This window comes from Thalassotalea algicola, from assembly GCF_012932965.1.
Taxonomy (GTDB): domain Bacteria; phylum Pseudomonadota; class Gammaproteobacteria; order Enterobacterales; family Alteromonadaceae; genus Thalassotalea_F; species Thalassotalea_F algicola.
In genome coordinates this window covers 649,299-671,668 of the sequence record NZ_JABBXH010000001.1, presented here as the reverse complement: position 1 = coordinate 671,668, position 22,370 = coordinate 649,299, and the positions used below count along the sequence as shown (strand labels likewise).

Annotated in this window: 23 protein-coding genes; 7 read left to right on the top strand and 16 right to left on the bottom strand. The window is 39.2% G+C overall.

Annotation, left to right across the window (positions count from 1 at the left end; translation table 11 throughout):
* Window positions 1-104: 104 nt before the first annotated feature.
* The 7 genes from HII17_RS03095 to HII17_RS03065 form a co-directional block, all read right to left on the bottom strand.
* Window positions 105-872, bottom strand: coding sequence for a PEP-CTERM sorting domain-containing protein (locus HII17_RS03095; protein WP_169073837.1), 768 nt, complete (start codon window positions 870-872; stop codon window positions 105-107).
* A 207-nt stretch (window positions 873-1,079) separates the two neighbouring features.
* Window positions 1,080-2,123: a nitroreductase family protein gene (locus tag HII17_RS03090; protein ID WP_169073836.1), complete on the bottom strand. Its 1,044-nt coding sequence runs from the start codon at window positions 2,121-2,123 to the stop codon at window positions 1,080-1,082.
* Window positions 2,124-2,125: 2 nt separating this feature from the next.
* Entirely contained in the window at window positions 2,126-2,986 is an 861-nt protein-coding gene (locus HII17_RS03085; RefSeq protein ID WP_169073835.1) for a ThiF family adenylyltransferase, read from the bottom strand.
* Window positions 2,987-3,002: 16 nt separating this feature from the next.
* A complete protein-coding gene (locus HII17_RS03080; protein WP_169073834.1) occupies window positions 3,003-3,773 on the bottom strand; it encodes a PEP-CTERM/exosortase system-associated acyltransferase in 771 nt (256 codons plus the stop codon).
* A gap of 140 nt (window positions 3,774-3,913) precedes the next feature.
* Window positions 3,914-5,149: a pyridoxal-dependent decarboxylase, exosortase A system-associated gene (locus tag HII17_RS03075; protein WP_169073833.1), complete on the bottom strand. Its 1,236-nt coding sequence runs from the start codon at window positions 5,147-5,149 to the stop codon at window positions 3,914-3,916.
* Window positions 5,142-6,740, bottom strand: a complete 1,599-nt coding sequence (locus tag HII17_RS03070; RefSeq protein WP_169073832.1) for an acyl-CoA ligase (AMP-forming), exosortase A system-associated — start codon at window positions 6,738-6,740, stop codon at window positions 5,142-5,144. Before HII17_RS03070 ends, HII17_RS03075 begins: the two co-directional genes overlap by 8 nt.
* Window positions 6,741-6,831: 91 nt before the next feature.
* Window positions 6,832-7,704: a patatin-like phospholipase family protein gene (locus tag HII17_RS03065; RefSeq protein WP_169073831.1), complete on the bottom strand. Its 873-nt coding sequence runs from the start codon at window positions 7,702-7,704 to the stop codon at window positions 6,832-6,834.
* A gap of 105 nt (window positions 7,705-7,809) precedes the next feature.
* Here HII17_RS03065 and HII17_RS03060 point away from each other — a divergent pair, with 105 nt between their 5' ends.
* Window positions 7,810-8,583 carry a S1 family peptidase gene (locus tag HII17_RS03060; RefSeq protein WP_169073830.1) on the top strand — a complete coding sequence of 258 codons (774 nt, stop codon included), beginning with the start codon at window positions 7,810-7,812 and terminating at the stop codon, window positions 8,581-8,583.
* An 8-nt stretch (window positions 8,584-8,591) separates the two neighbouring features.
* On the opposite strand, the gene HII17_RS03055 is transcribed toward HII17_RS03060, so the two are convergent.
* The 3 genes from HII17_RS03055 to gpmM all read right to left on the bottom strand — a co-directional run bounded on the left by HII17_RS03055 (window position 8,592) and on the right by gpmM (window position 12,088).
* Window positions 8,592-9,341, bottom strand: coding sequence for a divergent polysaccharide deacetylase family protein (locus HII17_RS03055; protein ID WP_328824449.1), 750 nt, complete (start codon window positions 9,339-9,341; stop codon window positions 8,592-8,594).
* A gap of 66 nt (window positions 9,342-9,407) precedes the next feature.
* Window positions 9,408-10,523 (bottom strand): murein hydrolase activator EnvC family protein, encoded by a 1,116-nt coding sequence (locus HII17_RS03050; RefSeq protein ID WP_169073829.1) that lies wholly within the window; start codon window positions 10,521-10,523, stop codon window positions 9,408-9,410.
* 23 nt (window positions 10,524-10,546) lie between these two features.
* A complete protein-coding gene (gene gpmM, locus HII17_RS03045) occupies window positions 10,547-12,088 on the bottom strand; it encodes a 2,3-bisphosphoglycerate-independent phosphoglycerate mutase (RefSeq protein ID WP_169073828.1) in 1,542 nt (513 codons plus the stop codon).
* Window positions 12,089-12,257: 169 nt separating this feature from the next.
* On the opposite strand from gpmM, the gene HII17_RS03040 reads away from it, so the two are divergent.
* The 4 genes from HII17_RS03040 to gpsA are packed head-to-tail and all read left to right on the top strand — an operon-like array spanning window position 12,258 to window position 14,542.
* Window positions 12,258-12,686: a rhodanese-like domain-containing protein gene (locus HII17_RS03040; RefSeq protein WP_169073827.1), complete on the top strand. Its 429-nt coding sequence runs from the start codon at window positions 12,258-12,260 to the stop codon at window positions 12,684-12,686.
* Between the two features lie 9 nt (window positions 12,687-12,695).
* A complete protein-coding gene (grxC, locus tag HII17_RS03035; protein WP_169073826.1) occupies window positions 12,696-12,965 on the top strand; it encodes a glutaredoxin 3 in 270 nt (89 codons plus the stop codon).
* Between the two features lie 60 nt (window positions 12,966-13,025).
* On the top strand, window positions 13,026-13,526 hold the full coding sequence (gene secB, locus HII17_RS03030; protein ID WP_169073825.1) for a protein-export chaperone SecB: 501 nt from the start codon (window positions 13,026-13,028) through the stop codon (window positions 13,524-13,526).
* 8 nt (window positions 13,527-13,534) lie between these two features.
* Window positions 13,535-14,542 carry an NAD(P)H-dependent glycerol-3-phosphate dehydrogenase gene (gene gpsA / locus HII17_RS03025; RefSeq protein ID WP_169073824.1) on the top strand — a complete coding sequence of 336 codons (1,008 nt, stop codon included), beginning with the start codon at window positions 13,535-13,537 and terminating at the stop codon, window positions 14,540-14,542.
* 25 nt (window positions 14,543-14,567) lie between these two features.
* On the opposite strand, the gene trmL is transcribed toward gpsA, so the two are convergent.
* Window positions 14,568-15,032, bottom strand: coding sequence for a tRNA (uridine(34)/cytosine(34)/5-carboxymethylaminomethyluridine(34)-2'-O)-methyltransferase TrmL (gene trmL, locus HII17_RS03020; protein WP_169073823.1), 465 nt, complete (start codon window positions 15,030-15,032; stop codon window positions 14,568-14,570).
* 114 nt (window positions 15,033-15,146) lie between these two features.
* Here trmL and HII17_RS03015 point away from each other — a divergent pair, with 114 nt between their 5' ends.
* Window positions 15,147-16,058 carry a cation diffusion facilitator family transporter gene (locus HII17_RS03015; protein WP_169074163.1) on the top strand — a complete coding sequence of 304 codons (912 nt, stop codon included), beginning with the start codon at window positions 15,147-15,149 and terminating at the stop codon, window positions 16,056-16,058.
* Here the strand turns inward: HII17_RS03015 and HII17_RS03010 are convergent.
* The 3 genes from HII17_RS03010 to HII17_RS03000 all read right to left on the bottom strand — a co-directional run bounded on the left by HII17_RS03010 (window position 16,039) and on the right by HII17_RS03000 (window position 19,260).
* Window positions 16,039-17,097, bottom strand: coding sequence for an alpha/beta fold hydrolase (locus HII17_RS03010; RefSeq protein ID WP_235938619.1), 1,059 nt, complete (start codon window positions 17,095-17,097; stop codon window positions 16,039-16,041). The genes HII17_RS03015 and HII17_RS03010 overlap by 20 nt on opposite strands.
* A gap of 65 nt (window positions 17,098-17,162) precedes the next feature.
* On the bottom strand, window positions 17,163-18,572 hold the full coding sequence (locus HII17_RS03005) for a HAMP domain-containing sensor histidine kinase (RefSeq protein WP_169073822.1): 1,410 nt from the start codon (window positions 18,570-18,572) through the stop codon (window positions 17,163-17,165).
* Entirely contained in the window at window positions 18,559-19,260 is a 702-nt protein-coding gene (locus HII17_RS03000; protein ID WP_169073821.1) for a response regulator transcription factor, read from the bottom strand. The genes HII17_RS03005 and HII17_RS03000 overlap by 14 nt, the downstream gene beginning before the upstream one ends.
* A 149-nt stretch (window positions 19,261-19,409) precedes the next feature.
* On the opposite strand from HII17_RS03000, the gene HII17_RS02995 reads away from it, so the two are divergent.
* Window positions 19,410-19,883: a Spy/CpxP family protein refolding chaperone gene (locus HII17_RS02995; RefSeq protein ID WP_169073820.1), complete on the top strand. Its 474-nt coding sequence runs from the start codon at window positions 19,410-19,412 to the stop codon at window positions 19,881-19,883.
* Between the two features lie 29 nt (window positions 19,884-19,912).
* On the opposite strand, the gene HII17_RS02990 is transcribed toward HII17_RS02995, so the two are convergent.
* Together HII17_RS02990 and HII17_RS02985 are read right to left on the bottom strand one after the other, a co-directional pair.
* Window positions 19,913-21,883 (bottom strand): M56 family metallopeptidase, encoded by a 1,971-nt coding sequence (locus HII17_RS02990; RefSeq protein WP_169073819.1) that lies wholly within the window; start codon window positions 21,881-21,883, stop codon window positions 19,913-19,915.
* A 22-nt stretch (window positions 21,884-21,905) separates the two neighbouring features.
* Window positions 21,906-22,286 carry a BlaI/MecI/CopY family transcriptional regulator gene (locus HII17_RS02985; protein WP_169073818.1) on the bottom strand — a complete coding sequence of 127 codons (381 nt, stop codon included), beginning with the start codon at window positions 22,284-22,286 and terminating at the stop codon, window positions 21,906-21,908.
* Window positions 22,287-22,370 lie beyond the last annotated feature (84 nt).

Sequence of the window (22,370 nt, the reverse complement as noted above, 5' to 3'; positions counted from 1 at the left end):
GAATATCGAAAAGTAAATGTTATAACTGATTCTGAGTGAAATAATTTTTATATAAAAAAACAGCTCCAGAAGGAGCTGTTTTTAGATCATTAACAATATTACTTTTATGCTTTGCGGCGGCGAGCTGCAAAACCAAGTAAACCAAGTCCAATTAATGCAATTGACGTTGGTTCTGGTATTGAATTACCAGATAATGTTGCTGAACCTACAAGCTCGTAACCGTCAGCAGTAGTTCCACCGTTAGGAAGTGGTTGAAACTCTGAAGTAAATACCATGTCAGCACCATCAGCTTTTCCGTCAGTATCGAAGTTACCAGCAGCCAAGCCACCCGCTACATCCATTAACGATTTACCTTCACCAGCATCTGAACCTGCACCAAATGAAGTTAATTCAGCAACAATTGAATAAGTATCACCCATGAACGCGTTAAATACTTCGTGTGCTTCTAAACGTAACCAAAGGTTACCATCTACACTAGAAGAATGATCATTTGAATCAAAATCAGCGCTGTGGTCAACATAAAAGTCAATCCAACCGCCGTTGAAACCAAGATGAGTTCCTGATACATCGTTGATGATATTAGTTGTATCTACTTGGAAACCACCAAATTCAAAAGTTAACTCACAGCCAGACGGGCAAAAACTTGCAGGGCTTTCACCATTAAATGTAGTTACACGACCAAAACCTGTAAGCGTGTCTACAAAATCTGGACCAGGAGTCAAATTCAATTGATCTTCTACCAAGCTTGTAACAGATGTCCAATCGAAAAGACTATCTGGATCCCAAACTACACCACCAACATTAACGGCATTTGCAGACATTGAGAAACCCAATGCAGCTAAGCCAATCATTAATCCTTTTTTAATATTCATTTTAACTCTCCAAAGTAAAACAATTCGTTTCTTTAATATGCTGGTTAACTATAAGCAGATCACGTGCCAAAAAATTTATATTTTTTATATTGTTGTTTTTAAAGGGTATTTTGCGGTTGTCCTCAGCGTTGATATTTCGTAAACAGTAAACTGTAAAGATCTACGACACTTTATTTCTTATTCATATAGGCCGATGGAGCTACCTAATTAAAGCTTAAAGCTTTCCATAGGTCTTCTATGGGTCCTGTTATGTACTTTGGAATGTTTACCTATTCTAAAAAACATTAAGCCATAACCATTTTCAACTTGTTCCTTCATTAACGAAGAAACATGCTGTAAGTTTTTTTTAAATTGTGACTCACAGTTAATAAAACCTAACGAAAATATGCCGGGTGCAGCATACGGCTGAATAGATAAGTTTTCGAGGGTGGCTTGTAACCAAAATCGCTGAAGTGCTCTACCACCTTCAATCACGCTAATTCTGTCGTTATCTTTTATCGTTATAAGCGCTAAAGCTGGAGAAAATAAAATGGGTATACGTACCGAGCGAATGCCTAACATTGCATAGGCGCCTATCTTATTAAAAAAGTTCATCACTGACCATTTCTTCATCAGTTTGAACATTGGTTGTGCTGGCTTTTCAATTGCAAGCACTTCAATAGGCATGCCTTCTTCGACACTTGGATTATCAAAATGAACAGTAGAAAAAAGCTCTTGATGCAATGTCTCACTTTTAAATCGTACAGATTCTGCTTTTTGAATAACAGGTAATACTTGCTTAATCGAGTTTTTATCAGTGAACCACTTTATGCCAGCAGAATATGCTTGTGTTGATTGGTTAAGTTTATCAATAGCTTCTGGCGCTATTGGTCCTTTAAACGGAAATCTTCGATCCGTGCACCTTGACTCAATTACAGTAGCTAATGATTTATCAGTGGAGTCTATATTATCTGCAGGACTAAAAGAGATATCGGCAACATGATATTCATTTGAAGTATTTGGTAAATAATCAACTTCAGCACTAAAATTTAACGCTGCGGCTTTAAGGCAGGTATTTTCTATTATTGCACCAAGTGCAATATCAGATAATACAAAACGGTTATCAGAAGCTTTTCCGGAACGGGTTTTATCTATATAAAGTGATAGTTCGTTGTCGGATTGCCAATTAAACTTAAAAGGTTGGCTGTTGTCAGCAGAAGGAGCAAAAATGGCAGCTTGAACAATTTCCGCTTGTTGCTGTTGAGTTAACACGATTATATTCCCATCTTATTTTTAGCGATTTTAAATGCCAGTTTTTGAAAAAAATTATTACCACCACCAGGTCGCCAGGTCTTCTTGAATTGATTAGTATAGGCATCAAAGTGCATACCCCAAGGGATAGTGATCACCTGACCGCGATTTAATAAGATTTTTGCAACATTTGATGCAGCAACCCCCGCGGCAAGTTTACAGCCAATAATTGTAGATGGTCCTTTTTTATTGGCTAAATCCAGACGAGAAGGATCGACTAAGTAAGCTTGTTGTAATGCGGCAGGAGTAAGGCCTAAGAAAAACTTCAAATATTGTTCATTCTCAGAATACCCTTCAAACCTAAAGTATTCTTCAAATGTCATTCCATCAGGAAGAAAGTTTAAAAAGGCGGTTCCCATGCCGATTGGTGCAGCGGTAGTCGCAGGGATTCTTTTAGCTTCACACAAACTAAATACTCTTTTTCTGGCCTCTAGTGCAAAAAAATCAAGAGAATCAACGTAGCAATCAACATCCTTTAAAAATTCTGCAGTATTATTTTCATCTATGCCATCGGGGAATGTATTAATTTCGAGCTCTGGGTTTATTGATAGCGCCATTTCGACCATAGTATCGAGTTTTTTACGGTCATACGTATGAATATTGGCACCCGCTTGCCTATTGGTATTTTCACAACCAAACTCATCAAAATCAGATAAATTGAATTTTGTTATGCCAAGGCGTATTAATGTCAGTAAGTGTTCGCCACCTACGCCCCCCATTCCTGCTATTGCAATGCGTTTAGATTTAAGGGTTTGTTGTTCTTCTTCTGTTACCCAGCCGATATTACGCGAATAAGCAACGTCATAATCAAAAGCTTGGCTCATGAGATATCTGTCCAGTTTATTTGTCTTTAGGGTTAGAAAAGGGTACTAAGTACAGCTGGTTAGTAAGTTCTTTATGAATAATGTTATATAGCTCTAAAAGCTCAGGGTTTAGATCGGAATTAAAACCAGCTCTATCCAGATAAAACATGGCACGTATACCGTGATAATCCATTTTTTCACCACATTGAACAAAAGGTAAGCCAAATCTTGTAAGCCTTCGACATAATCTAGGCTCCATCATTACAAACATGCCTTTATGATTACATATTTCTGCCAATGCAACGGCCGCTAAATATAAACCCATTGCTATATTTGGGAAGTTGCGACGTTCTTCCTCGGTATATACGGTTTCTGGATTAATCTCTTTTAAAACGAATGGCTGGTTTTTTTCTTTTTCACGACGCCTAAATGTCGACAGTACTGCTAAACGTGAAATTTCACCAAAACTTCCCCGTTCAAATTTTGTAGAGTCTACAACTTCTGGCATAGCGCTATCTAAGCAGTGGGCTTCAAAAGGTAGAGGAAGTTCTGGGTTCTCTGCTGGTGGAATAACTAATCTTACACAACCAGCAAATACACCGGTTCTTCGGTGTTCTAATAAGCAATGAAAGGCGTAATCATCACATTCATCAGATTCCATTTTATCTGCATTTTCAGGCTCCCAGCCAAGTTCCTCAGCATATACACCGTAGCGAATTTTGAACGCTTCTTGTCTCAGTGCTTTAGAGCTGGCAAATTTGATTTGAAAATATTGGTCAAAATTGCTGGCAATTGAATAAGCAGTCATGTGGTATCCATTCAACCTAAATTAGCGAATTACTTCGCTTTAAAGCTGTTATTATCTATTAACTATAACAAGTTATTTTGATTTTTCACCTATTTAACACTATTTGTCTGAAAATTTTACAGCTTATTAACTTGATGATATTAGAGTAAAATTTCACTTAAGCTAGGTTGGCTTAAAAAGTTTTGTGGACTAGCGCTAGCACCATAAGCTCCTGATTGGAAAACTACTATATAGTCATTGATCTCAATGGGAGGTAACTCAACTTTATCTGCCAGTATATCCAAAGGAGTACAAAGCGGACCGACTACATTGACCTTTTCATTGGGCATAGTGCAATTAAGCTTATTGCCAACGGCAACAGGATAATTTTTACGAATAACTTGACCAAAGTTGCCAGAATTCGCTAAATGATGATGAAGCCCACCATCACATACCGCATATTTTGTATCTCTTGATTCTTTAATATCAACAACTTTACTAACATAGATACCTGCTTCACCTACAAGGTAACGACCAAGCTCCATAATAATTTCTATATCTTTTAATAGAGAAAAATCACTAATAAGTTGTGTTAAATTGTTTGATATCTCGGTCAAATCTAAACGTTTTTCACCTGGAAAATAAGGTATACCAAGACCGCCACCTATATTGATATAGTCGATTGACACTGGCGTCATTTCTACCAGTTCATTAGCTAAGGCAAAAGTCTTTTGATGCATTTCGATAATCGCATCAATATTGAGGTTTTGAGAGCCTGCGAAAATATGAAAGCCTCTAAAATTAATTGCTTTATAATCTAAGCTTTTTAATAGTTCAGGCAAAAGTTCCTGATCGATACCAAATGGCTTGGCTCCTCCAGCCATTTTCATTCCTGATGCTTTTAATTCGAAAGCAGGGTTTACTCTAATCGCAATGTTGGGTTTGATATTAAGTTCTTTGCCTAGCGTTATCGATCGACTAATTTCTGTGGGCGATTCAGTATGTAGTGTGATACCAGCAATAATTGATGCACGTATATCGTCTTCAGTTTTTCCTGGCCCAGCAAAACTAATTTCATTTGCAGGCATACCAGACTGAATGGCTAGTAACATTTCTTTTTTTGAAGCAACGTCGAAGCCTTTTACTAATGGCTTCATAAAGTTTACTAAGCTAGGGTAAGGGTTAGCCTTAATTGCATAGTGTAATGAAATTTTATCCGGCAGCGCTTCTTTTAGCGCAGAAACCTTGTTTTCTAATAGCTTACGGTCATAGGCATAAAAGGGTGTTCTGCCTACTAACATTTCAATTTCTGTGAGAGTTGAACCACCAACAGTATATTCATTGTCACGCTGTTCAAACGGCGGAGGTGAGTCATGAGTAATTTTGGGTTTATTCATCGGTATACAATCCTTTATAGTCGCGATTTAATGCGGCGCGATCTATTTTTCCATTCGCATTGTGAGGCATTTCATCAAGTACGATTATTTGTTTTGGCACCATGTAGTTGGCAAGGGCTTTTTGACAATGCTGAGTAATCATTTTACTGACCTGTTTCGCTTCTAAGTCGTCGTTAGAAAGGACAAATGCCACTATTGCTTGTCCTAATTCAGGGTGTGGAACACCGATAATTGCACCTTCAGCAACTGATTCATGTTGATAAAGTACTTCTTCAACTTCCATTGGGCTTATGCGATAACCGGACGTTTTTATCATTTCATCAGCACGAGCGACAAAATATAAGAAGCCATCTTTATCGCGTTTAACCTTATCACCTGACCATACAGCCATTTCACTTAACATAATGCCAGTAGGTTTATTCGGTGCGGGTTTAAACCTTGCCGCAGTTTTTTCAGGTGCATTCCAATAACCTAGACTGACCAAAGGCCCCATGTGAACTAGCTCTCCAGGCTCTTCTACATCGCACTCAGTCCCATCTTTTCGCACAACAATTACTTCGGCATTAGGAATTGCCTTGCCCATTGAGCCTACTCGGTTATCTATTTCTTCTGGTGGGAGGTAGGTTGAACGAAAAGCTTCAGTAAGCCCATACATCAAATAAGGCTTAGCATTTGGTAACCGTGTTCTTAATGTCGTTAAATTAGTCTGGGTCAGTGCACCACCACTATTGGTAAAGTATCGAATGGAAGAGCCAGCACCTTCAGGCCATTTTAAATTGCAAAGTTGAGAATATAACGGAGGTACGGCTGCTAGCCCCGTAACTTTGTATTTATCAATTGTGGTAAGCACATCTTTTGGTAATAAATAATCAAGTAAAACACAGGAGGCGCCGACATAAAAACTAGTAGTTAACTGGCTTAAGCCGTAATCAAAACTTAATGGGAGCACGGCCAAGAGAATATCGTCTTTAGTATTTTCTAAGTAGGTGGCAACAGATTTTGCACCTTCAACCATGTTGCTATGTGATAATACAACCCCTTTAGGTTTTCCTGTACTACCAGAAGTATAAAGAATTGCGGCCATATCGTCGGCCGTTTGAGCAACTAAATTACCTTGTTCAATTTGAGGTAATGTGGAAAATGATTGCCAAGCCATCATTGAAACATTACCGACGGTTTGTTCATCAGTCTCTTTACCATCAACTAAGACTATATGCGTTAAACTTGGCATTTCAGCTAATATGGCCAGTAGAGCGGTTAGTCTCCCTTTATTGGTAACGATTACTTTGATATCACAATCATTAACAATATGATTTACTTGTGGAGCTTTTAATACAGGGTTAATTGGAATAAAAACACCACCAAACTTACCGCACGCAAATAAACTGGCAACTGCTTCTATCGTTTTGGGCAAGTAAATTCCTACACGATCATATCTACTCAATCCAATAGATTGAAAGCTGCTAGCGATATTCTGTATATCACTGGCTAAACTTCGATAACTAATTTGTTTCTCTTTGTGATGCAAAGCAACGGAGTCTGGATTTTCAGTTGCTGTCTCTTCAATTAAATCATGTAAAAAGGTGGCCATTTTTCGTCCTGAAAAGCTAAATACCAAGTCAAACGGCAATTACCGTAATAATGGCTCTATTATGGCAATGATCACATTAACTTAACAAGCGTTATAGTTGTGCAACTTTTCCATTTTTATCGTTTAATTGCTTTATAGGGGTAGTTTCTATTTTTGTTTTTAACGGAATTATATCCATAGCGGTGTTATAGCCAATTTCGAATAAGTTGTTTTTTTGAACATCACTTAAATGGAAATCTACAGCAGAACAATCTCCGGTGTTGATAATAATCGTGTTATGCCAAAAAGCTTCATTGATATATTCGCGAGAAATGGTCGTCATAAAAGTGCGGATTAATAACGTGACATAATTAAATATCGGGAAAAAACCGCCAACATTTAAATCTTCATACTCTTGCTCGCCACGTAACCTAAAGCACAAAACTGGTGTTGCCTCATCATCCCAGTCTCTGTGTAATGCATCTTCAGACAAAATGCTGCCATCAACCATAATACGCTTGCCAAAAGGCTTGAAGCTAAAGACAAGAGGAATTGACATAGAAAACCGTACGGCGAGAGAAACTTTCATGTCAGGTGTGCGTTGAGCGTCAAAAATTACAGGTTTACCACTTTTTACGTCGGTTGCAACTACGTGAAGTGCTTTGTCCATTTCTGAAAAAGTTTTCCCATTGAGTAAATTATCAACCCACTTTTCAAAAAAATCACCTGAACTCAAGCCACCGTTACGTATTAAATTCAATAATGAAAACTCTCTAAACTGATTAAAGTCAGTGGCTAATGCGATTTCCTTAATTTGTCCAATAGTAAGACCCGATGCATAAAGGCTAGCGACTATGCTTCCTCCCGAAACACCGACGATATGGTCAAAATCTACGCCTAAATCTTCGAGCGCATTTAGTATGCCGATATGTGCAGGTAAGCGTGTTCCGCCGCCTGCCATTATGGGAATAATTTTACCTGTCATTAGCAATCCTCACCTGAACATTTGATAATTATGGCTTATAGTTGGAAAATTTGCGTAAAACTGACAGACTAAATTAGCGCCGCTTATTTTAAATAGGGAATTGAAATGCACAATTATAGGATGATTATTGTCGCCTTAATATCTGCTTGTTTGGTGTTTACTGCCAATGCACATGATATATCGGGCTTAGTTATAAAGGTTAAACCATCGGTTGTCGGAATTGGCACCTTTACCCCTTTGTCTTCACCTCAAAATGAATTGCGAGGTTCGGGCTTTGTTATCGGCAATGGACTTTATGTCGCGACCAATCATCATGTATTACCTCAGGTACTGGATGAGGAAAGAAAACAACAAATGGTGGTATTTATTGGCTCTGGAAAGGAGGCCAAAGTAAGGAAGGCGACACTTGTAGGCGCGTCAAGTTATCATGATTTGGCAATATTAAAAATTGAAGGCCAGCCTTTGCCAGCTATGACACTCGCCGAAGATGGTTTTTTAGCGGAAGGCAAAGAGGTAGGTTTTACCGGCTTTCCTATCGGCGCCATTTTAGGTCTTTATCCTGTTACACATAAAGCAATGATCGCAAGCATAACGCCAGTTGTAATACCTGTTAAAGATACCCGACAAATGTCGTTAAATATGCTTAAGCGACTTCGCGATCCTTACATGGTTTATCAGCTAGATGGCACGGCATACCCAGGGAATAGTGGTAGTGCAATGTACGATATTAGTAAGGGAGAAGTGGTTGGTGTAATTAACAAAGTATTTGTCCAAGAAACCAAAGAAGCCGTGATTTCTAATCCAAGTGGTATCACCTATGCGATACCAGTAAGACATTTAAGAGCACTGATGAAAAAACATAATGTGCCGATGTCATAAAAAGTAATTTATTCTGCTTGTGCAGTTAACGCACTCGTTTGGTTAATTGCGGGATATAATTTTGATAGTGGCACGAGCTCTATATTATGTGATTTCAATAGAGGAATTAACTTTGTTAATGACGCTACCGTCTCAGGATGCGGGTGAGCTATGGCTATCGCCAATTGATTTTTTTTAGCTTTAGTGATGAGTTGTTTAAACTGGCCCGCAATATAATCATGGTTTAAATGATTATCTAAAAACACATGGCGACTCATCGCTGGTACACCAATTTTTCCTGCAATTTTTCTACCTAATGTCTTAGAACTAGTAACACTATCTAAAAAGAATAACTCTCGTTCTTTAAGAAACTCCATTGTCCACAGCATAGGTTTCGCTAACGTTGTTAGGTGACTTCCCATATGGTTATTAATGCCTAGAGCAAACGGCATCTCTTTAAACGATTGAGCCAAAGATGATTTTAAAGTGTTTTCATCCATGTCACTCGTTAATGCGCCTGGGCCTAATTTTTTACCGTGAGTAGACTCCATTGGTATGTGCAGTATCACATCGTGGGCGCGATTATTAGCCACTTCGGCAATGCGTTTGCCATAAGGAGTTTGTGGCAATACTGAATATGTAATGTTGCCAGGAATAGTTAGTACTTGCTTATCTGTTGCACGATAACCGATATCATCAATTACAATGGCTACTTGAGCAGGCTTTGCGGAAGCGGAAAAGCTAAAAACAATAAAGAGAAATATATAAAGACGAATCACGATAGAAAAAATTAATATTATTTTTATAGAGTTAGACTAGCAGTTTTACTTAGGAAAATCGACGGTTTATTTGCACCAAATTTTAGGATTAACAGCCTTGCCTTTGTGACGGATCTCAAAATAAAGGCCGGGTTCATTTTGTCCACCACTTTGACCTACTAAGGCAATTGGCTCGCCACTTTCAACGGTATCGCCAACGTTTTTAAGTAATGCTTGGTTGTGACCATATAAGCTCATATAGCCTTTTCCATGATCGACAACAGTGACTAAACCATAACCCTTTAACCAGTCAGCAAATAAAACTTTACCGGCATGAATACTAGTGACTTGGCTGCCAACGCCAGACGATAGCAATACTCCTTTCCAACGCAGATAACCTTGTTTGCGTGCGCCAAAAGAATGCTTAATTTTACCTTTAACAGGCCAACGTAAACGACGTTTTAGTTTATTTAACCCAACTAAATTAGCCGATAGCGAGCTTTCTCTCGCTAGTCTTTGTAAAGCGGCAACCAGATTTGCTTCTTCTTGTTCTAGTTTTGCCAGTTGTTGCTTATTAGAAAGTAATTCTTTTCTAAGCGCTCTTAGGGTCGATTTACGCTTTGTTTTATTTTTTTCTAATGCAAGTTTTTGTTTCTTCTGTGTTTGTTGAAATTGTTTGAGTTTCTCTGCTTTTTCTTGCTGTTCTTGCGCTACAGTCTCTAATCGTGCAATTGTTGCTTGAAACTGTTCAATTTCTTTAATTCTAGCTTTATTAAGATACTGATAATACGTAACAGAACGCTGTACTTGAGAAGACTGTTCTTGATTAAGCAACATCTTTAAATAGTCATGTTGGCCAGCTGTATAGGCGGTACGTAGTTGATGAGCTAGGGCTTGCTCTTGTTGCTGCTTATCTTTTTTAAGCTGGAGCTGCTCTTTAGCAAGTTCTGTAAGTTTCTTTGTAGTAGCTTTTAAAGATTTATTTGTACCATTAATCGCTTTAGCTACTTTAGCAATAGCGAAATCGTCTTTTTTTAGTTGCATGTTTAGCTGGCGACGTTTCTTGCTTACTTTGACAATCGCAGACTTTTGTTTAGCAATTTTATTTTGCACACTAGAAAGCTCCTTATCTGACGCCTTTTGTGCGACAGATAAGAAACTTGAAAGAGCAGTTAATACTAGTAGTGCCTTAATTAATTGCATTGTCCGTACAGCTGTATTGGTCATTAATCGATTTGCATTAATACCTTACCAGTCATTTCTGCTGGTTGCTCCATTCCCATTAAATGAAGTAGCGTTGGTGAAATATCACTTAGCGCCCCATCTTGTGCTGGAGTGGCATTACGGCCGATATAAATAAGTGGCACAGGCTCGCAGGTGTGTGCGGTATGGGCTTGCCCTGACTCAGGATTAACCATTTGTTCTGCATTGCCATGGTCGGCAGTAATTAAACATTCGCCGCCGATGTTTTCTAATGCGTGGACTACTCGGCCAATAGATTGGTCAACGGCTTCACATGCAGCAACCGCAGCATCAAATTTTCCAGTATGTCCAACCATATCACCATTGGGGTAATTACACACGATGAAGTCATAGTCGCCACTTTCAATCGCAGACACTAATTCGTCAGTCAATAGTGTCGAGTTCATTTCTGGCTGCAAATCATAAGTTGCTACTTGAGGTGACGGAATGAGTACGCGCTTTTCACCGTCGAACTCTTGTTCTTTACCGCCACTAAAGAAGAAAGTTACGTGTGCATATTTCTCTGTTTCAGAGATGCGTAACTGGGTTTTTTGGTGTTTGGCTAACCATTCACCCATTACATTTTTAAGCGATTCTGGTGGAAAAGCACAGCTAGTATTTATGTCGGCAGCGTATTCTGTCAGCATGACAAAGTCACTAAGGTTGGGTACTTTCTTTCGTTCGAAACTATTAAAGTTAGGATCTGTAAAACAGCGCGTAAACTGTCGAGCCCTATCTGCTCTAAAGTTCATAAAGATAAGTGCGTCACCATCTTCAACTTCTATTGCTTGGCCATTGGCGTCAGTGATAACACTCGGTTTTACGAATTCATCATTTTCATCACGTTCGTAAGCTGCAGCCAATGCGTCTATGGCGGAACCATATTTATATTCAGCTTGGCCGCTAACCATTAGATTGTATGCAGCTTCAACCCGTTCCCATCGCTGATCCCTATCCATCGCAAAATAGCGACCGACAACAGAGGCTACTTGCCCATTCCCTAATGCTTTAAATTTTTCTTGAGCTTTCAATAAGGAATCGTGGGCGCTTCGAGGCGGTGTATCTCGACCATCTAAAAAGGCATGAAGGTAAACTTTTTCAGCACCACGTGCTTTGGCGACTTCCATCATTGCAAAAATGTGTTCTTCATGGCTGTGTACTCCACCTGGAGACATTAAACCAAAGATATGAACTGCCTTACCTGCTTGTTGTGCACTGTCTACCGCACTGCATAACGCTTGGTTTTCTTTAAGTTCGTCATCGGCAATGGCCTTAGTAATACGAGTGAAATCTTGATAGACAATTCGGCCAGCACCTAAATTTACGTGGCCAACTTCAGAGTTGCCCATTTGACCTTCAGGTAAGCCAACGGCCATGCCTGATGTGCCAATTAACATGTTGGGGTAACGAGCCATTAAATCATCAATTACTGGTGTGTTAGCGTGAAAAATTGCGTTTGATTCTTCATTTTCTCGATAACCCCATCCGTCGAGGATGATAAGTACCATTGGTTTTTTGGTTGGCATTCGTTTTTCCTAATTTTGCGCGAATTAAAAATAGAGCGGTTATTTTACACAGTTCGCTTTCAATATCACTAGCGAGTAAGTGAAATTTATTGTCTTATTCAATTGGGTTTGGTAATTGAAGTCTGTATACTGTGCGCGTTTTCGAATTTGAAGTGGATGGTTAATTTTTATGGAACAGTTAATGGTTTTTGCGGGCAATCACCCGTTATTAAGCACTGTTTGGGTGGGCTTAGTAGTTGCGATTTTAGCGATAAGCATAATGTTAAAAATGTCTCCAATTAAGCAATTGTCACCACAAGAGCTTACATTTTTAGTAAATAAAGAAAGTGGCGTTATCGTTGATATTCGTCCTGAGAAAGACTTTAAAGTGAGCCGAATTATTGATTCAGTGCACCTGCCGCTAGAAAAAGCTAATAAAAATGACTTTTCATCCCTTGAAAAACACAAAGATAAACCCATTATTGTCGTATGTGCCGCAGGTTTAACTGCGACAAAAGTGGCAAATCAAATTGCAAAAGCTGGTTTTTCACAAGTAAGCCTGCTTAAAGGCGGCTTGAATGCTTGGGTAGGCGCGGGCTTACCAGTGACTAAAAAATAAGAGGTTATCGTGTCATCAACTGTTGAAATTTATACTAAAGCGTTTTGTCCTTTTTGTAGTCGAGCAAAAGCTTTGCTTGAGCATAAAAAGGTAAGCTTTGTCGAATTTAAAATTGATGAGAACCCTTCTCTACGACCTGAAATGATAGAGCGAGCCAATGGTGGTTTTACCGTACCACAAATTTTTATTGGTGAAACGCATGTTGGTGGTTGTGACGACTTATTTGCACTAGAAGCATCTAAAAAACTCGATGATTTATTAGCGACTTTATCGTCGTAATAACAGATAAATAAAGCGCGCAATAATATTGTCGTGCAGTAAATTAATAGGAATATTTCAATGGCTGATGAAAATTTAAACCCAGAAGCAACTGCAAATGCAGAAGCACCACAGTTTGCAATTCAACGCGTTTACACTAAAGATGTTTCTTTTGAAACGCCAAACTCTCCTGCAATTTTTCAAAAAGAATGGAAACCAGAAATTAAGTTAGACCTAGACACTCGCTCTAACAACATTGCTGAAGGTGTATATGAAGTTGTGCTTGCGGTAACAGTAACTGCAACCGTAGAAGGCCAAACAGCCTTCTTGGCAGAAGTTCAACAAGCAGGTATCTTTGCTATTGGCAATGTTCAAGAAGCACAATTAGCACACATGATTGGTGCTTTCTGTCCAAACACTTTATTCCCGTATGCTCGTGAAACAGTTGCTAGCTTAGTTAACCGTGGTTCTTTCCCACAATTTAACTTAGCGCCTGTAAATTTTGATGCATTATTCGCGTCTTACCTTCAACAACGCCAAGCGCAAGAAGAAGCGCAGGCTTCAAGCGCCGAAACTCACTAATCGAGTATATGTCTGTTAAAGCAGCAAAAATAACTGTATTAGGGGCAGGGTCTTATGGCTCTGCCCTTGCTATATGTTTTGCTCGAAATGGTCATGAAACTGTATTGTGGGGGCGAAATAGCCAACAAATGCAGGAAATGAATGTTTCTCGTAGCAATGAAAAGTATCTACCAGGTAGCAAATTCCCTGAAAGCTTGATTATTGAAACTGACCTAGTAGCTGCGTTAAATGCCAGTGATATAGTATTGGTTGTGGTACCAAGCCATGTCTTCGGAGAGATGCTAGACCAGATTAAGCCTTACTTAACTGATCGTACTAAGCTTGCTTGGGCAACCAAAGGGTTAGACCCTAATTCTGGACACTTATTACAAGAAGTTGCTCGAGACATATTAGGCGATGAAATTAGCTTAGGTGTGCTGTCTGGTCCGACATTCGCCAAAGAAATGGCGGCGGGATTACCCACAGCGATTTCACTTTCATCAACAGACGACTCATTTGTAACTGAGCTTTCTAGCTTGTTGCATTGTGAAAAAACATTTCGCGTATATAGCAATAATGACTTTATTGGTGTGCAACTTGGTGGTGCAGTTAAAAATGTCATCGCGATAGGTGCGGGCATGGCTGACGGCATAGGTTTTGGTGCCAATGCACGTACCGCGCTTATTACTCGTGGTCTTGCGGAAATGACTCGTCTAGGCGTTGCACTAAATGCAGAGCCTGCCACCTTTATGGGAATGGCGGGTTTAGGTGACTTAGTACTCACTTGTACTGACAATCAATCTCGTAATCGTCGTTTTGGCCTAGCATTAGGGCAAGGAAAAGATGTGGAAACAGCGATGAGCGATATCGGCCAAGTGGTCGAAGGTTATCGAAACACCAAGGAAGTTTATATGCTCGCACAGCGTCAAGGTGTCGAAATGCCAATTGTGGAACAAGTTTACCAAGTGCTTTATCAAGGAAAGCCTGCACTAAAAGCGGCTTCAGACTTACTTTCACGTGAAAAGAAGTTTGAGTAACTCTGTTACTCAAACTTCTTATTATTTAAAGCCCGTTCTCAAAGCCTAGCTGGCGCCAAGCCTCATAAATAATCACGGCGGCAGAATTTGATAAATTCATACTACGGCTTCCCGCTACCATTGGTATTCTAATTTTATCCTGTTCTGGAATTTGTGCTCTAACAACTTCTGGCAAACCTTTTGTTTCAGATCCAAACATTACGTAATCACCTTGTTTAAAATCAACTTGATGATGATAACGTGTTGCTTTTGTTGTTATGGCGTATAGTCTTTTAGGTTGTTCGCTGGCAATGAATGCATCAAAGTTTTCATGTCGTTTTAAATTAGCAAACTCATGATAGTCTAAGCCGGCTCGTTTAAGGCGTTTATCTTCAATAGAGAAACCTAGCGGCTCTATTAAGTGCAATCGGAAACCTGAGTTGGCGCATAAGCGGATAATATTGCCTGTGTTGGGTGGTATTTCTGGTTGAAACAATACGACATCTAACATGTTGAACAAATATCAAAACGAAAATTTGGGTCATTATACCTAAATTTTGCGTTATTATTCAGTAATAACTGGTATTAAAACTGGGTATAACGCTCTGGCTTTAAGGAGTAAATTATTAATAGTGAAAATGAGCACCAATACTCTTTTTGGGTGAAAGTAGCTGCGCGAACGTCGTTTGTCGTCGCAGTTGTTTTGGTATTAATTAAACTATATGCGTGGTTTGTCTCTGGTGCAGCATCGATGCTAGCTTCAGCCACTGATTCATTATTGGATTTGTTCGCTTCAGGGCTCAATCTACTCATTTTGATTTATGCGTTAAAACCCGCCGATAAAGAACATCGATTTGGACATGGAAAAGCCGAAAGTTTAGCAGGTATAGCTCAAGCCGCTTTTATTAACGGTTCCGCGTTACTGCTCATTTTCCATGGTATTGAACGTGTACTGTACCCTGTGGCAATTGAGAAAACAGATGTGGCTGTTACAGTTACTTTGGTTTCTCTTGCTTTAACGATAGGCTTAGTGTTATTGCAAAAAGTGGTGATTTCCAAAACTAAGTCTGTGATTGTGCAAGCAGATTCTTTGCATTATCAATCCGATATTTTACTTAATTTAGCAGTGTTAGCTGCGTTATTACTAAGTAATTACTTGTGGGCACAGGCTGATGGTTTATTTACTATTTTAGTTGGGGCTTATTTGTGTTTCGGCACCAAAGAAATAGTAAAACAAAGCTTAGATCAGTTGCTCGATAGAGAGCTGTCAGCTGAAGATATTGCTATCGCTCAGGAAATTATAGCGAAACATCGTCAAGTATTAGGTTTTCATCAGTTAAGAACTCGACAGTCGGGACCAAGAAAGTTTGTGCAGTTGCACTTGGAATTGCCTAATGAACTCAGTCTATTGGAGGCTCATCATATCGCAGATGATATTGAACGGCAGATATCCCAAGCCCTAAGCCCTTGTGAAGTTATCATTCATCAAGACCCAAGTGCTGTGGTCGCTAAAGAACTCAGAGATGAGGTTGATTAAACCAGTCAAGCACTTGAGCAATACCTTGTTGACGATATTCATCTGACTCAAAGAATATTTCATGGCGAGCATTTTCAACGACAATAGGCTTACCGCTAGGGCATGAATAGGCGAAGTGGCTGTTTAACTGTTGGCAAAATTCGTTCTGAGCATGGTTGTCAACGATTGTATCGCTACCGGCTTGTATCACTAAAGTTGGCGTTTTCAATTTTTCAATGTCACTAAACAAATCTTTATTGGCCTTAATCGCTTGTTCTAACCAATGAAAAGTAACACCACCGAGTTGCAGTTCTGGGTGCTGTTGATAAAGTTCTGTAAATAATTGATACCTTAATTTTGAATGCATTAGTTGATTCTCACCAAATGCAGTGTGTTGATAACTCCCCTGACCTAAAAAATACCAAGGTTCATTGGCAAGCCATTGAGACAATGTATTTCCCGTATGGATAATAAATTCTGCTAACCAATCGGGTAGCCCACCACTATTAATTGCTATCATTGGCGATGCTAGTACTGCAGCTTTTACTGGTGATGCATAACGTTGAAGGTAGCGAGCGCTTATAGCTCCTCCCATTGAATGGGCAAGTAGATATAATTGCTTTTCGCACTGTGGCTTTACTATCGTTTCGATAAATTGATGTAAATCGTCACTGTAGTGGTCAAATGAAGCGACATAGCCTTTATGTTTGTCGCTAAGCATTCGGTCTGATAAGCCTTGCCCTCGATGATCTATGATAAATAAATTGAAACCTTGGTTGGTTAAGTCGAATGCAAATTCTTGGTACTTTAAATAACCCTCAGAACGACCTGGTACTAGAACGATACATTGCTTTCGTTCTTCTGACACAAATTGCGCAAAATGGATATTGATGTCATCCATGCCTTTAAATGATGAAAAATGACCTTGCTGCCAGGCGGCACTAATTTCATTTTGATAGCGAACGTTAAGATCGCGCTCGGTAGATAAGGATAATGCGTGTGTCTCAGTTGAAGAATAGGCCATGACAGTGAATAAAAGTCCAATTAGTAAACGTTTCATATTTTTATTATTACGGTGAAATGCTTAACCATCTTACGAGATATTGTTGATAAAAACAGCAAAGTTTACGACACAAATGGTAAAGTAATGGTTACTTTTAAGCCTGAATTTAGAATGTTTTCAGCATAAATTTCTCCGCCGTGCGCCACGACAGCTTGTTTGGCTATTGCCAATCCTAGACCTGTACCGCCTGTTGCACGATCTCTTGCATCAGCAACACGATAAAACGCTTCGAATAATCGAGGCAATACTTCATCAGGTACTCCTTTCCCTTGATCGCTCACTACTATGCTTACATGCTCTGACGTTTGCTCTAGCTTAATTATTACTACCGAATTAGGCGGACTATACTTTATAGCGTTATTAATTATATTGCTGACCGCACTGGCGATTAGAGATTGGTCTAGTGGTAAGTCTGGATCGCAATTGGCTATAAGTTTGGTAGTAACGCCTTTATCTTGTCCTAAAAAATTACCGTCTTCGACAATACTAGCCAGCAGTTTGGCGAGTTGACAAGGGATTTTTTCAATCTGTTGACTGCTATTTTCAAGTCTAGAAAGCGTTAAAACATGCTCGAGCATTTCGTCAAGCCTTGATACCTCTAGCTCGCATCGATTGAAATACTGCGCTAATGCTTCAGCATCTTTTGGTTTTTTTTGGGCAAGCGCTAATGCCATTTGCAATCGAGTTAGCGGTGAACGAAGCTCATGAGATACATCACCTAATAACCTTTGGTGTGCACTAATATTTGATTCAAGTTTATCGGCCATATGATTAAAACTTTTTGCCAAATCGCCCAGTTCATCATTTCGCTTAGCATCTTTACCTAGCCGAGTAGACAAATCACCGTGACCAAATTGTTTCGCGGCATTTGAAATATTTGAAAGAGGCTTGCTCAATGAGCGCGCTAATAGCCAACAAAAAATAAAGCTAACAATAAGTGGTGTACCAATTCGAGCCCAATAAGGAAGCTGTTTCATCATCGTGAATACGTTTTTTCGTCGCTCTGCTTTGCGAGCGTAAAACACTTGATAGGTTTGGTCATGCAAGGTTAATTTGATTGGGCCAGAGACTTCGACTTTTGGTAGTAACCAAGTACTGGGCTCGGTAAATGTCGTTGTATGAATAAATTTTATCGCTTCTCGCGGTATACGATGTTTACCTATAAGGCGCTCATTTTCATCTTGAGGTTTAATTATTATATGTTTGAATGCCCCAGCCATTCGACGGCTTTTAGGTTTGTCGTGAAGGTAATGCCATAAATCGCTAGGCGCTACTTTTTCAGTTAGCGAGACAAAGTATTTTAACTTCTTTTCAACAACGGGCTCGATTGCTACTTTGACGAATTCTTGATTAAGTTGAATTGAAACGAATCGAGTAGCGGCTATCGCACATACAGTAACTAGCCAAAACCATAAAAATAATTTTATCTTTATCGAACTTAATTGCTTACGAAGATAGTTAATCAATTCCATTACCTTCTAAAAAAATATAACCAGCACCACGAACTGTTTTGATTTTGTCCGTGTCACTATATTGCCCTAATTTGCGGCGAATGTTGCTAACATGCATATCTATACTGCGGTCAAATGGACTAAGCTTTCGACCTAATACTTGCTCTGATAATTGGTCTTTACTAATAATGCTGCTGTGATTGCTGATCAGTAAATGCAGCATTTCGTATTCTGTACCGGTAAGCTCTACTGGTTGTTCGTGACAAAAAACTGAGCGGGTAGCATTTTCAAGTGAAACACCATTGATCGTTAGCTGACTAGTTTGGTTCTTAAGCTCTTGAACAATGTCAATTCGTCTAAAAATAGCATTGATGCGAGCGAGCAACTCTTTATGATGAAAAGGCTTAGCCAAGTAATCATCTGCGCCAAGTTCTAAGCCTAAAATTCTATCAGCATCATCGCCTTTTGCCGTTAACATCAAGATTGGGGTGCTATGATGACCGCCTAAGGCCTTAAGTACATCAAAGCCATTTAATTTTGGCATCATGACATCGAGTAATATTAGGTCGATATTGTCGTCAAATGCTTTAGCTAGGCCACTTGCGCCATCATGACAACAAGAAGTTTTATATCCTTCTGCAGATAAAAACTCAGTTAATAGCTCGGTTAGCTCGATATCGTCATCAATAATCAGGATGTGTTTTGTCATATCGGTGTTCTTACTTCGTGATGTTATGGACAGTTTATCAGCACTTTATTGGTTGCCGCTTAATCTTTACACAGATTTACACAGCGTTTGCGTTTCTTTGCATTGAACTTTCTATAATGTTTTAGAACCTTCAAACAAGGAAACAAAAAATGAATTTTAGCAAGAATACAAAGAAAACATTAGTGACGTTAGTTGCAGCAGGTACGTTAATCGCGCCAGTGGCATATTCGGTAGCCGGTCATGGTCAAGACATCGGTTCAATGAAAATGCACTATGGTGAGAAAAAATTTAAGAAAATAGCTAAGCGATTATCTTTAAGTGACGAACAAATTGAACAAATGAAAACTATTCGCGAAGAAAGTAAGACACAAGGTATGGCTTTGAAAGAGCAATTAAAGTCGTTTCGTGAACAGGTGAAAACAGAACAAGCTTCTGAGACTTTTGATGAAGCAAAATTCGCAGCTTCTTACGCTCAGCACCAAGAAACTTTTGCACAACTAGCAATGTTGAAAGCTAAAACGCGTCACGCTATGGCGCAGGTTTTAAGCCAAGAACAGCTAGAAAAATGGCAGGGTTTAATGGAAAAAAGAAAAGGTAAGCGAGGTGGTCGTTACAACGACTAAATATTCGTTGGTAAGAAGCTTAGCCTACTTTAACTCATGTTAAATGAGAATATTTTAGACATTGAACTTGAAACCGGCTCGCCATTAACGCGAGCTGGTTCAAACTGCCATTGTTCCATAGCAGCGATTATTGAACTTCTAAAATAACTTAGGCGACTTTGATGTGTAAACTGAATATCCGTGACTTTACCTTGTTGATCAATGGTAAAATTAACTAACACTTCTAATTCTATACCTTTGCGCTTAGCTACTGAAGGGTACTTTGGATCTACTGCGTCAACTAATCTGGCGTCTTCTTTTAGCATTTCAGCTTCTAGCTGTTGTCGCTGAGTGCTTTGATAGCGCTGTTCAAATAAACTAATTTCAGAATCGGTGCTAGCTAATAGAGTACTATTTTCAGTTACCGCAGTAGGAATTGTTTCTTTAGCTGTCGTTAAAGTTTGCGCTAACTTACTTGGTTCATTTGGCGAGTCTTTTGCTAATTCTTTTAAATCTTTCGCATATGGGTTTTCTTTAAAGTTTGCTTGATTTGATGTTAAAAGTAGCTTTTTATTAACAGATTTAACCTCATTGTTCGCGTTCGGTTTAGTGTCGTTTAGAACAGATTTATTTTCTAAGCTACCGTTAATCGACTTACTTGCCAATTTTTGCTGCTTTGCCCCTTGATTGCTAGCGATTGGTTTAGCAACTAAAGGCTTAGTACCTTGATGCACAATTGCTTGAGTTTCTTTGACTACAATAAGGTTAGCCTCATTTTTCACCGCTACCTCGACTTGTGACTCTACCAGTTTTTCAGATTGTGGTGTGTCATCTATCGACGCGTTGCCTGACAGTGCATTTGTTTTAGTAGCCGCCTTTATTTCTGGCATTAACAGTTGGCGGGCAATACTTGTCGCAGGTAAAGGCTCATTTTGGCTAACTAGTATATTGGTGTTGGTTTTGAATATGCCCGAGTTCGCGAGTGGCAATTCAGATAATGGCAATGAAACAAATTGCTTTGAGGCAATAAATAGCGTTGTAATGACAATTGTGATTGCTGCTAGCCAACGACCAGAATCTTGTTGGTTTGTACATGAATGATCGACTAATCGTACGACGCGAGCCTTTAAATCACCACCTGATGCAGCCATCGCCATCGTAGGAATAGTTGAGTGTCGATGAGAGCGGCATAGGGCAGCTGTATCTGCCAAAGTATGTGCATATGCTATTGAATTATCACCACAATGAGACACCGCGATGTCGTCGCTACAATACTCTCGCTCTTGGCGCATTTGTTTTGATACCCAAGATACTGCGGGGTGGAAGAATAGTAGAATTTCAATCAATGTTTGAAAAAAATTAACTAGGTAATCGTAGCGTTTAATGTGGGCTAATTCGTGCAGCAACAACATCTCTAATTGCTCTTGCGATAGACCCATAATCATTTTTGCAGGCATTAGTACTACAGGTTTTAACCAACCAATGGCCATGGGTACTTGAGCTTTTAGTGAAATTACTAACCTCGGTGTGTGATGCAAGCCAATTTGCTTAGATAACGTGATAAATCGCGAAGCAAGCACCGGTTCGGCATCAATAGTATCTTGGTATGGGAGCCGTTGAACTAGGCCAATTTCAAACAGTAATTTAGTCGTTAAAAATAATACCCAGAGTAACCATGCAATAGACAAGTAAGGTAAATATTCTGCACCTTGCTGATACCATAGTGTTGAAGAGTTTTGTTGTAAAACTTGCTGAAAACTCTCTAGCGGTATGATGTTAATTGGATTAAGTGTTTGATTAAGTATCGGCTGATAAATATATAAGAATGTTAATGCAGGCAATGCCAAATTAGTAAGCATGGCAACACAGGTAACACTATATCTTAGATTTGGTCGACGATGAGATATGATTGATAATGCGATCTTTAATATGCAAGCAACCAAAACACCCTGCCATATAAAATGTAGCAAGGTAACTGAAAGTGCTTGTAAAATCGGGTTGTTAACTATCAATGCCGACATAATTTGGGTTATTAATACGTTCCTACTTTTCTAAGGTATCTAGTAGTTGGCGAATGTCTTCTATTTCTTGTTTACTGGTTGAATCACCTAATGCTCGCATTACAAGTTTAGACGTAGATCCGCCAAATGCCTTACCAATTAAATCTTTAATTAACGATGACTGTGTTTGCATTTCACTGTTAGCAGCTGCATAGACGTGAGCACGATTACTTTCGTCGCGAATGACTAATGACTTCTCATGCATGATTTGCAAAATTTTTAATACGGTAGTGTAGCCAGTTTTCTGAGTTTCACTTACTGACTCGTGAATTTGCCTAACCGTAGCTGGACCTATTTTCCAGAGTATGTTGAGAAGAGTTAATTCTGCTTCAGTTGGCTTGATGCTGGAGTTATCTCTAGCCATTTAAACTTCCTTCAATCTTATTATTTTGTCCAGTGACAAAAATGTTACTTACGAACCTAATCGTATCCTCTGCTGATTAATTGA

Excerpts from the sequence above, each read along its gene's own strand:
- HII17_RS03095 (WP_169073837.1), bottom strand. The coding sequence starts at position 872 with ATGAATATTAAAAAAGGATTAATGATTGGCTTAGCTGCATTGGGTTTC.
- HII17_RS03085 (WP_169073835.1), bottom strand. The coding sequence starts at position 2,986 with ATGAGCCAAGCTTTTGATTATGACGTTGCTTATTCGCGTAATATCGGC.
- HII17_RS03080 (WP_169073834.1), bottom strand. The coding sequence starts at position 3,773 with ATGACTGCTTATTCAATTGCCAGCAATTTTGACCAATATTTTCAAATC.
- HII17_RS03075 (WP_169073833.1), bottom strand. The coding sequence starts at position 5,149 with ATGAATAAACCCAAAATTACTCATGACTCACCTCCGCCGTTTGAACAG.
- HII17_RS03070 (WP_169073832.1), bottom strand. The coding sequence starts at position 6,740 with ATGGCCACCTTTTTACATGATTTAATTGAAGAGACAGCAACTGAAAAT.
- HII17_RS03065 (WP_169073831.1), bottom strand. The coding sequence starts at position 7,704 with ATGACAGGTAAAATTATTCCCATAATGGCAGGCGGCGGAACACGCTTA.
- HII17_RS03060 (WP_169073830.1), top strand. The coding sequence starts at position 7,810 with ATGCACAATTATAGGATGATTATTGTCGCCTTAATATCTGCTTGTTTG.
- HII17_RS03050 (WP_169073829.1), bottom strand. The coding sequence starts at position 10,523 with ATGCAATTAATTAAGGCACTACTAGTATTAACTGCTCTTTCAAGTTTC.
- gpmM (WP_169073828.1), bottom strand. The coding sequence starts at position 12,088 with ATGCCAACCAAAAAACCAATGGTACTTATCATCCTCGACGGATGGGGT.
- HII17_RS03040 (WP_169073827.1), top strand. The coding sequence starts at position 12,258 with ATGGAACAGTTAATGGTTTTTGCGGGCAATCACCCGTTATTAAGCACT.
- secB (WP_169073825.1), top strand. The coding sequence starts at position 13,026 with ATGGCTGATGAAAATTTAAACCCAGAAGCAACTGCAAATGCAGAAGCA.
- gpsA (WP_169073824.1), top strand. The coding sequence starts at position 13,535 with ATGTCTGTTAAAGCAGCAAAAATAACTGTATTAGGGGCAGGGTCTTAT.
- trmL (WP_169073823.1), bottom strand. The coding sequence starts at position 15,032 with ATGTTAGATGTCGTATTGTTTCAACCAGAAATACCACCCAACACAGGC.
- HII17_RS03010 (WP_235938619.1), bottom strand. The coding sequence starts at position 17,097 with ATGAAACGTTTACTAATTGGACTTTTATTCACTGTCATGGCCTATTCT.
- HII17_RS03005 (WP_169073822.1), bottom strand. The coding sequence starts at position 18,572 with ATGGAATTGATTAACTATCTTCGTAAGCAATTAAGTTCGATAAAGATA.
- HII17_RS03000 (WP_169073821.1), bottom strand. The coding sequence starts at position 19,260 with ATGACAAAACACATCCTGATTATTGATGACGATATCGAGCTAACCGAG.
- HII17_RS02995 (WP_169073820.1), top strand. The coding sequence starts at position 19,410 with ATGAATTTTAGCAAGAATACAAAGAAAACATTAGTGACGTTAGTTGCA.
- HII17_RS02990 (WP_169073819.1), bottom strand. The coding sequence starts at position 21,883 with ATGTCGGCATTGATAGTTAACAACCCGATTTTACAAGCACTTTCAGTT.
- HII17_RS02985 (WP_169073818.1), bottom strand. The coding sequence starts at position 22,286 with ATGGCTAGAGATAACTCCAGCATCAAGCCAACTGAAGCAGAATTAACT.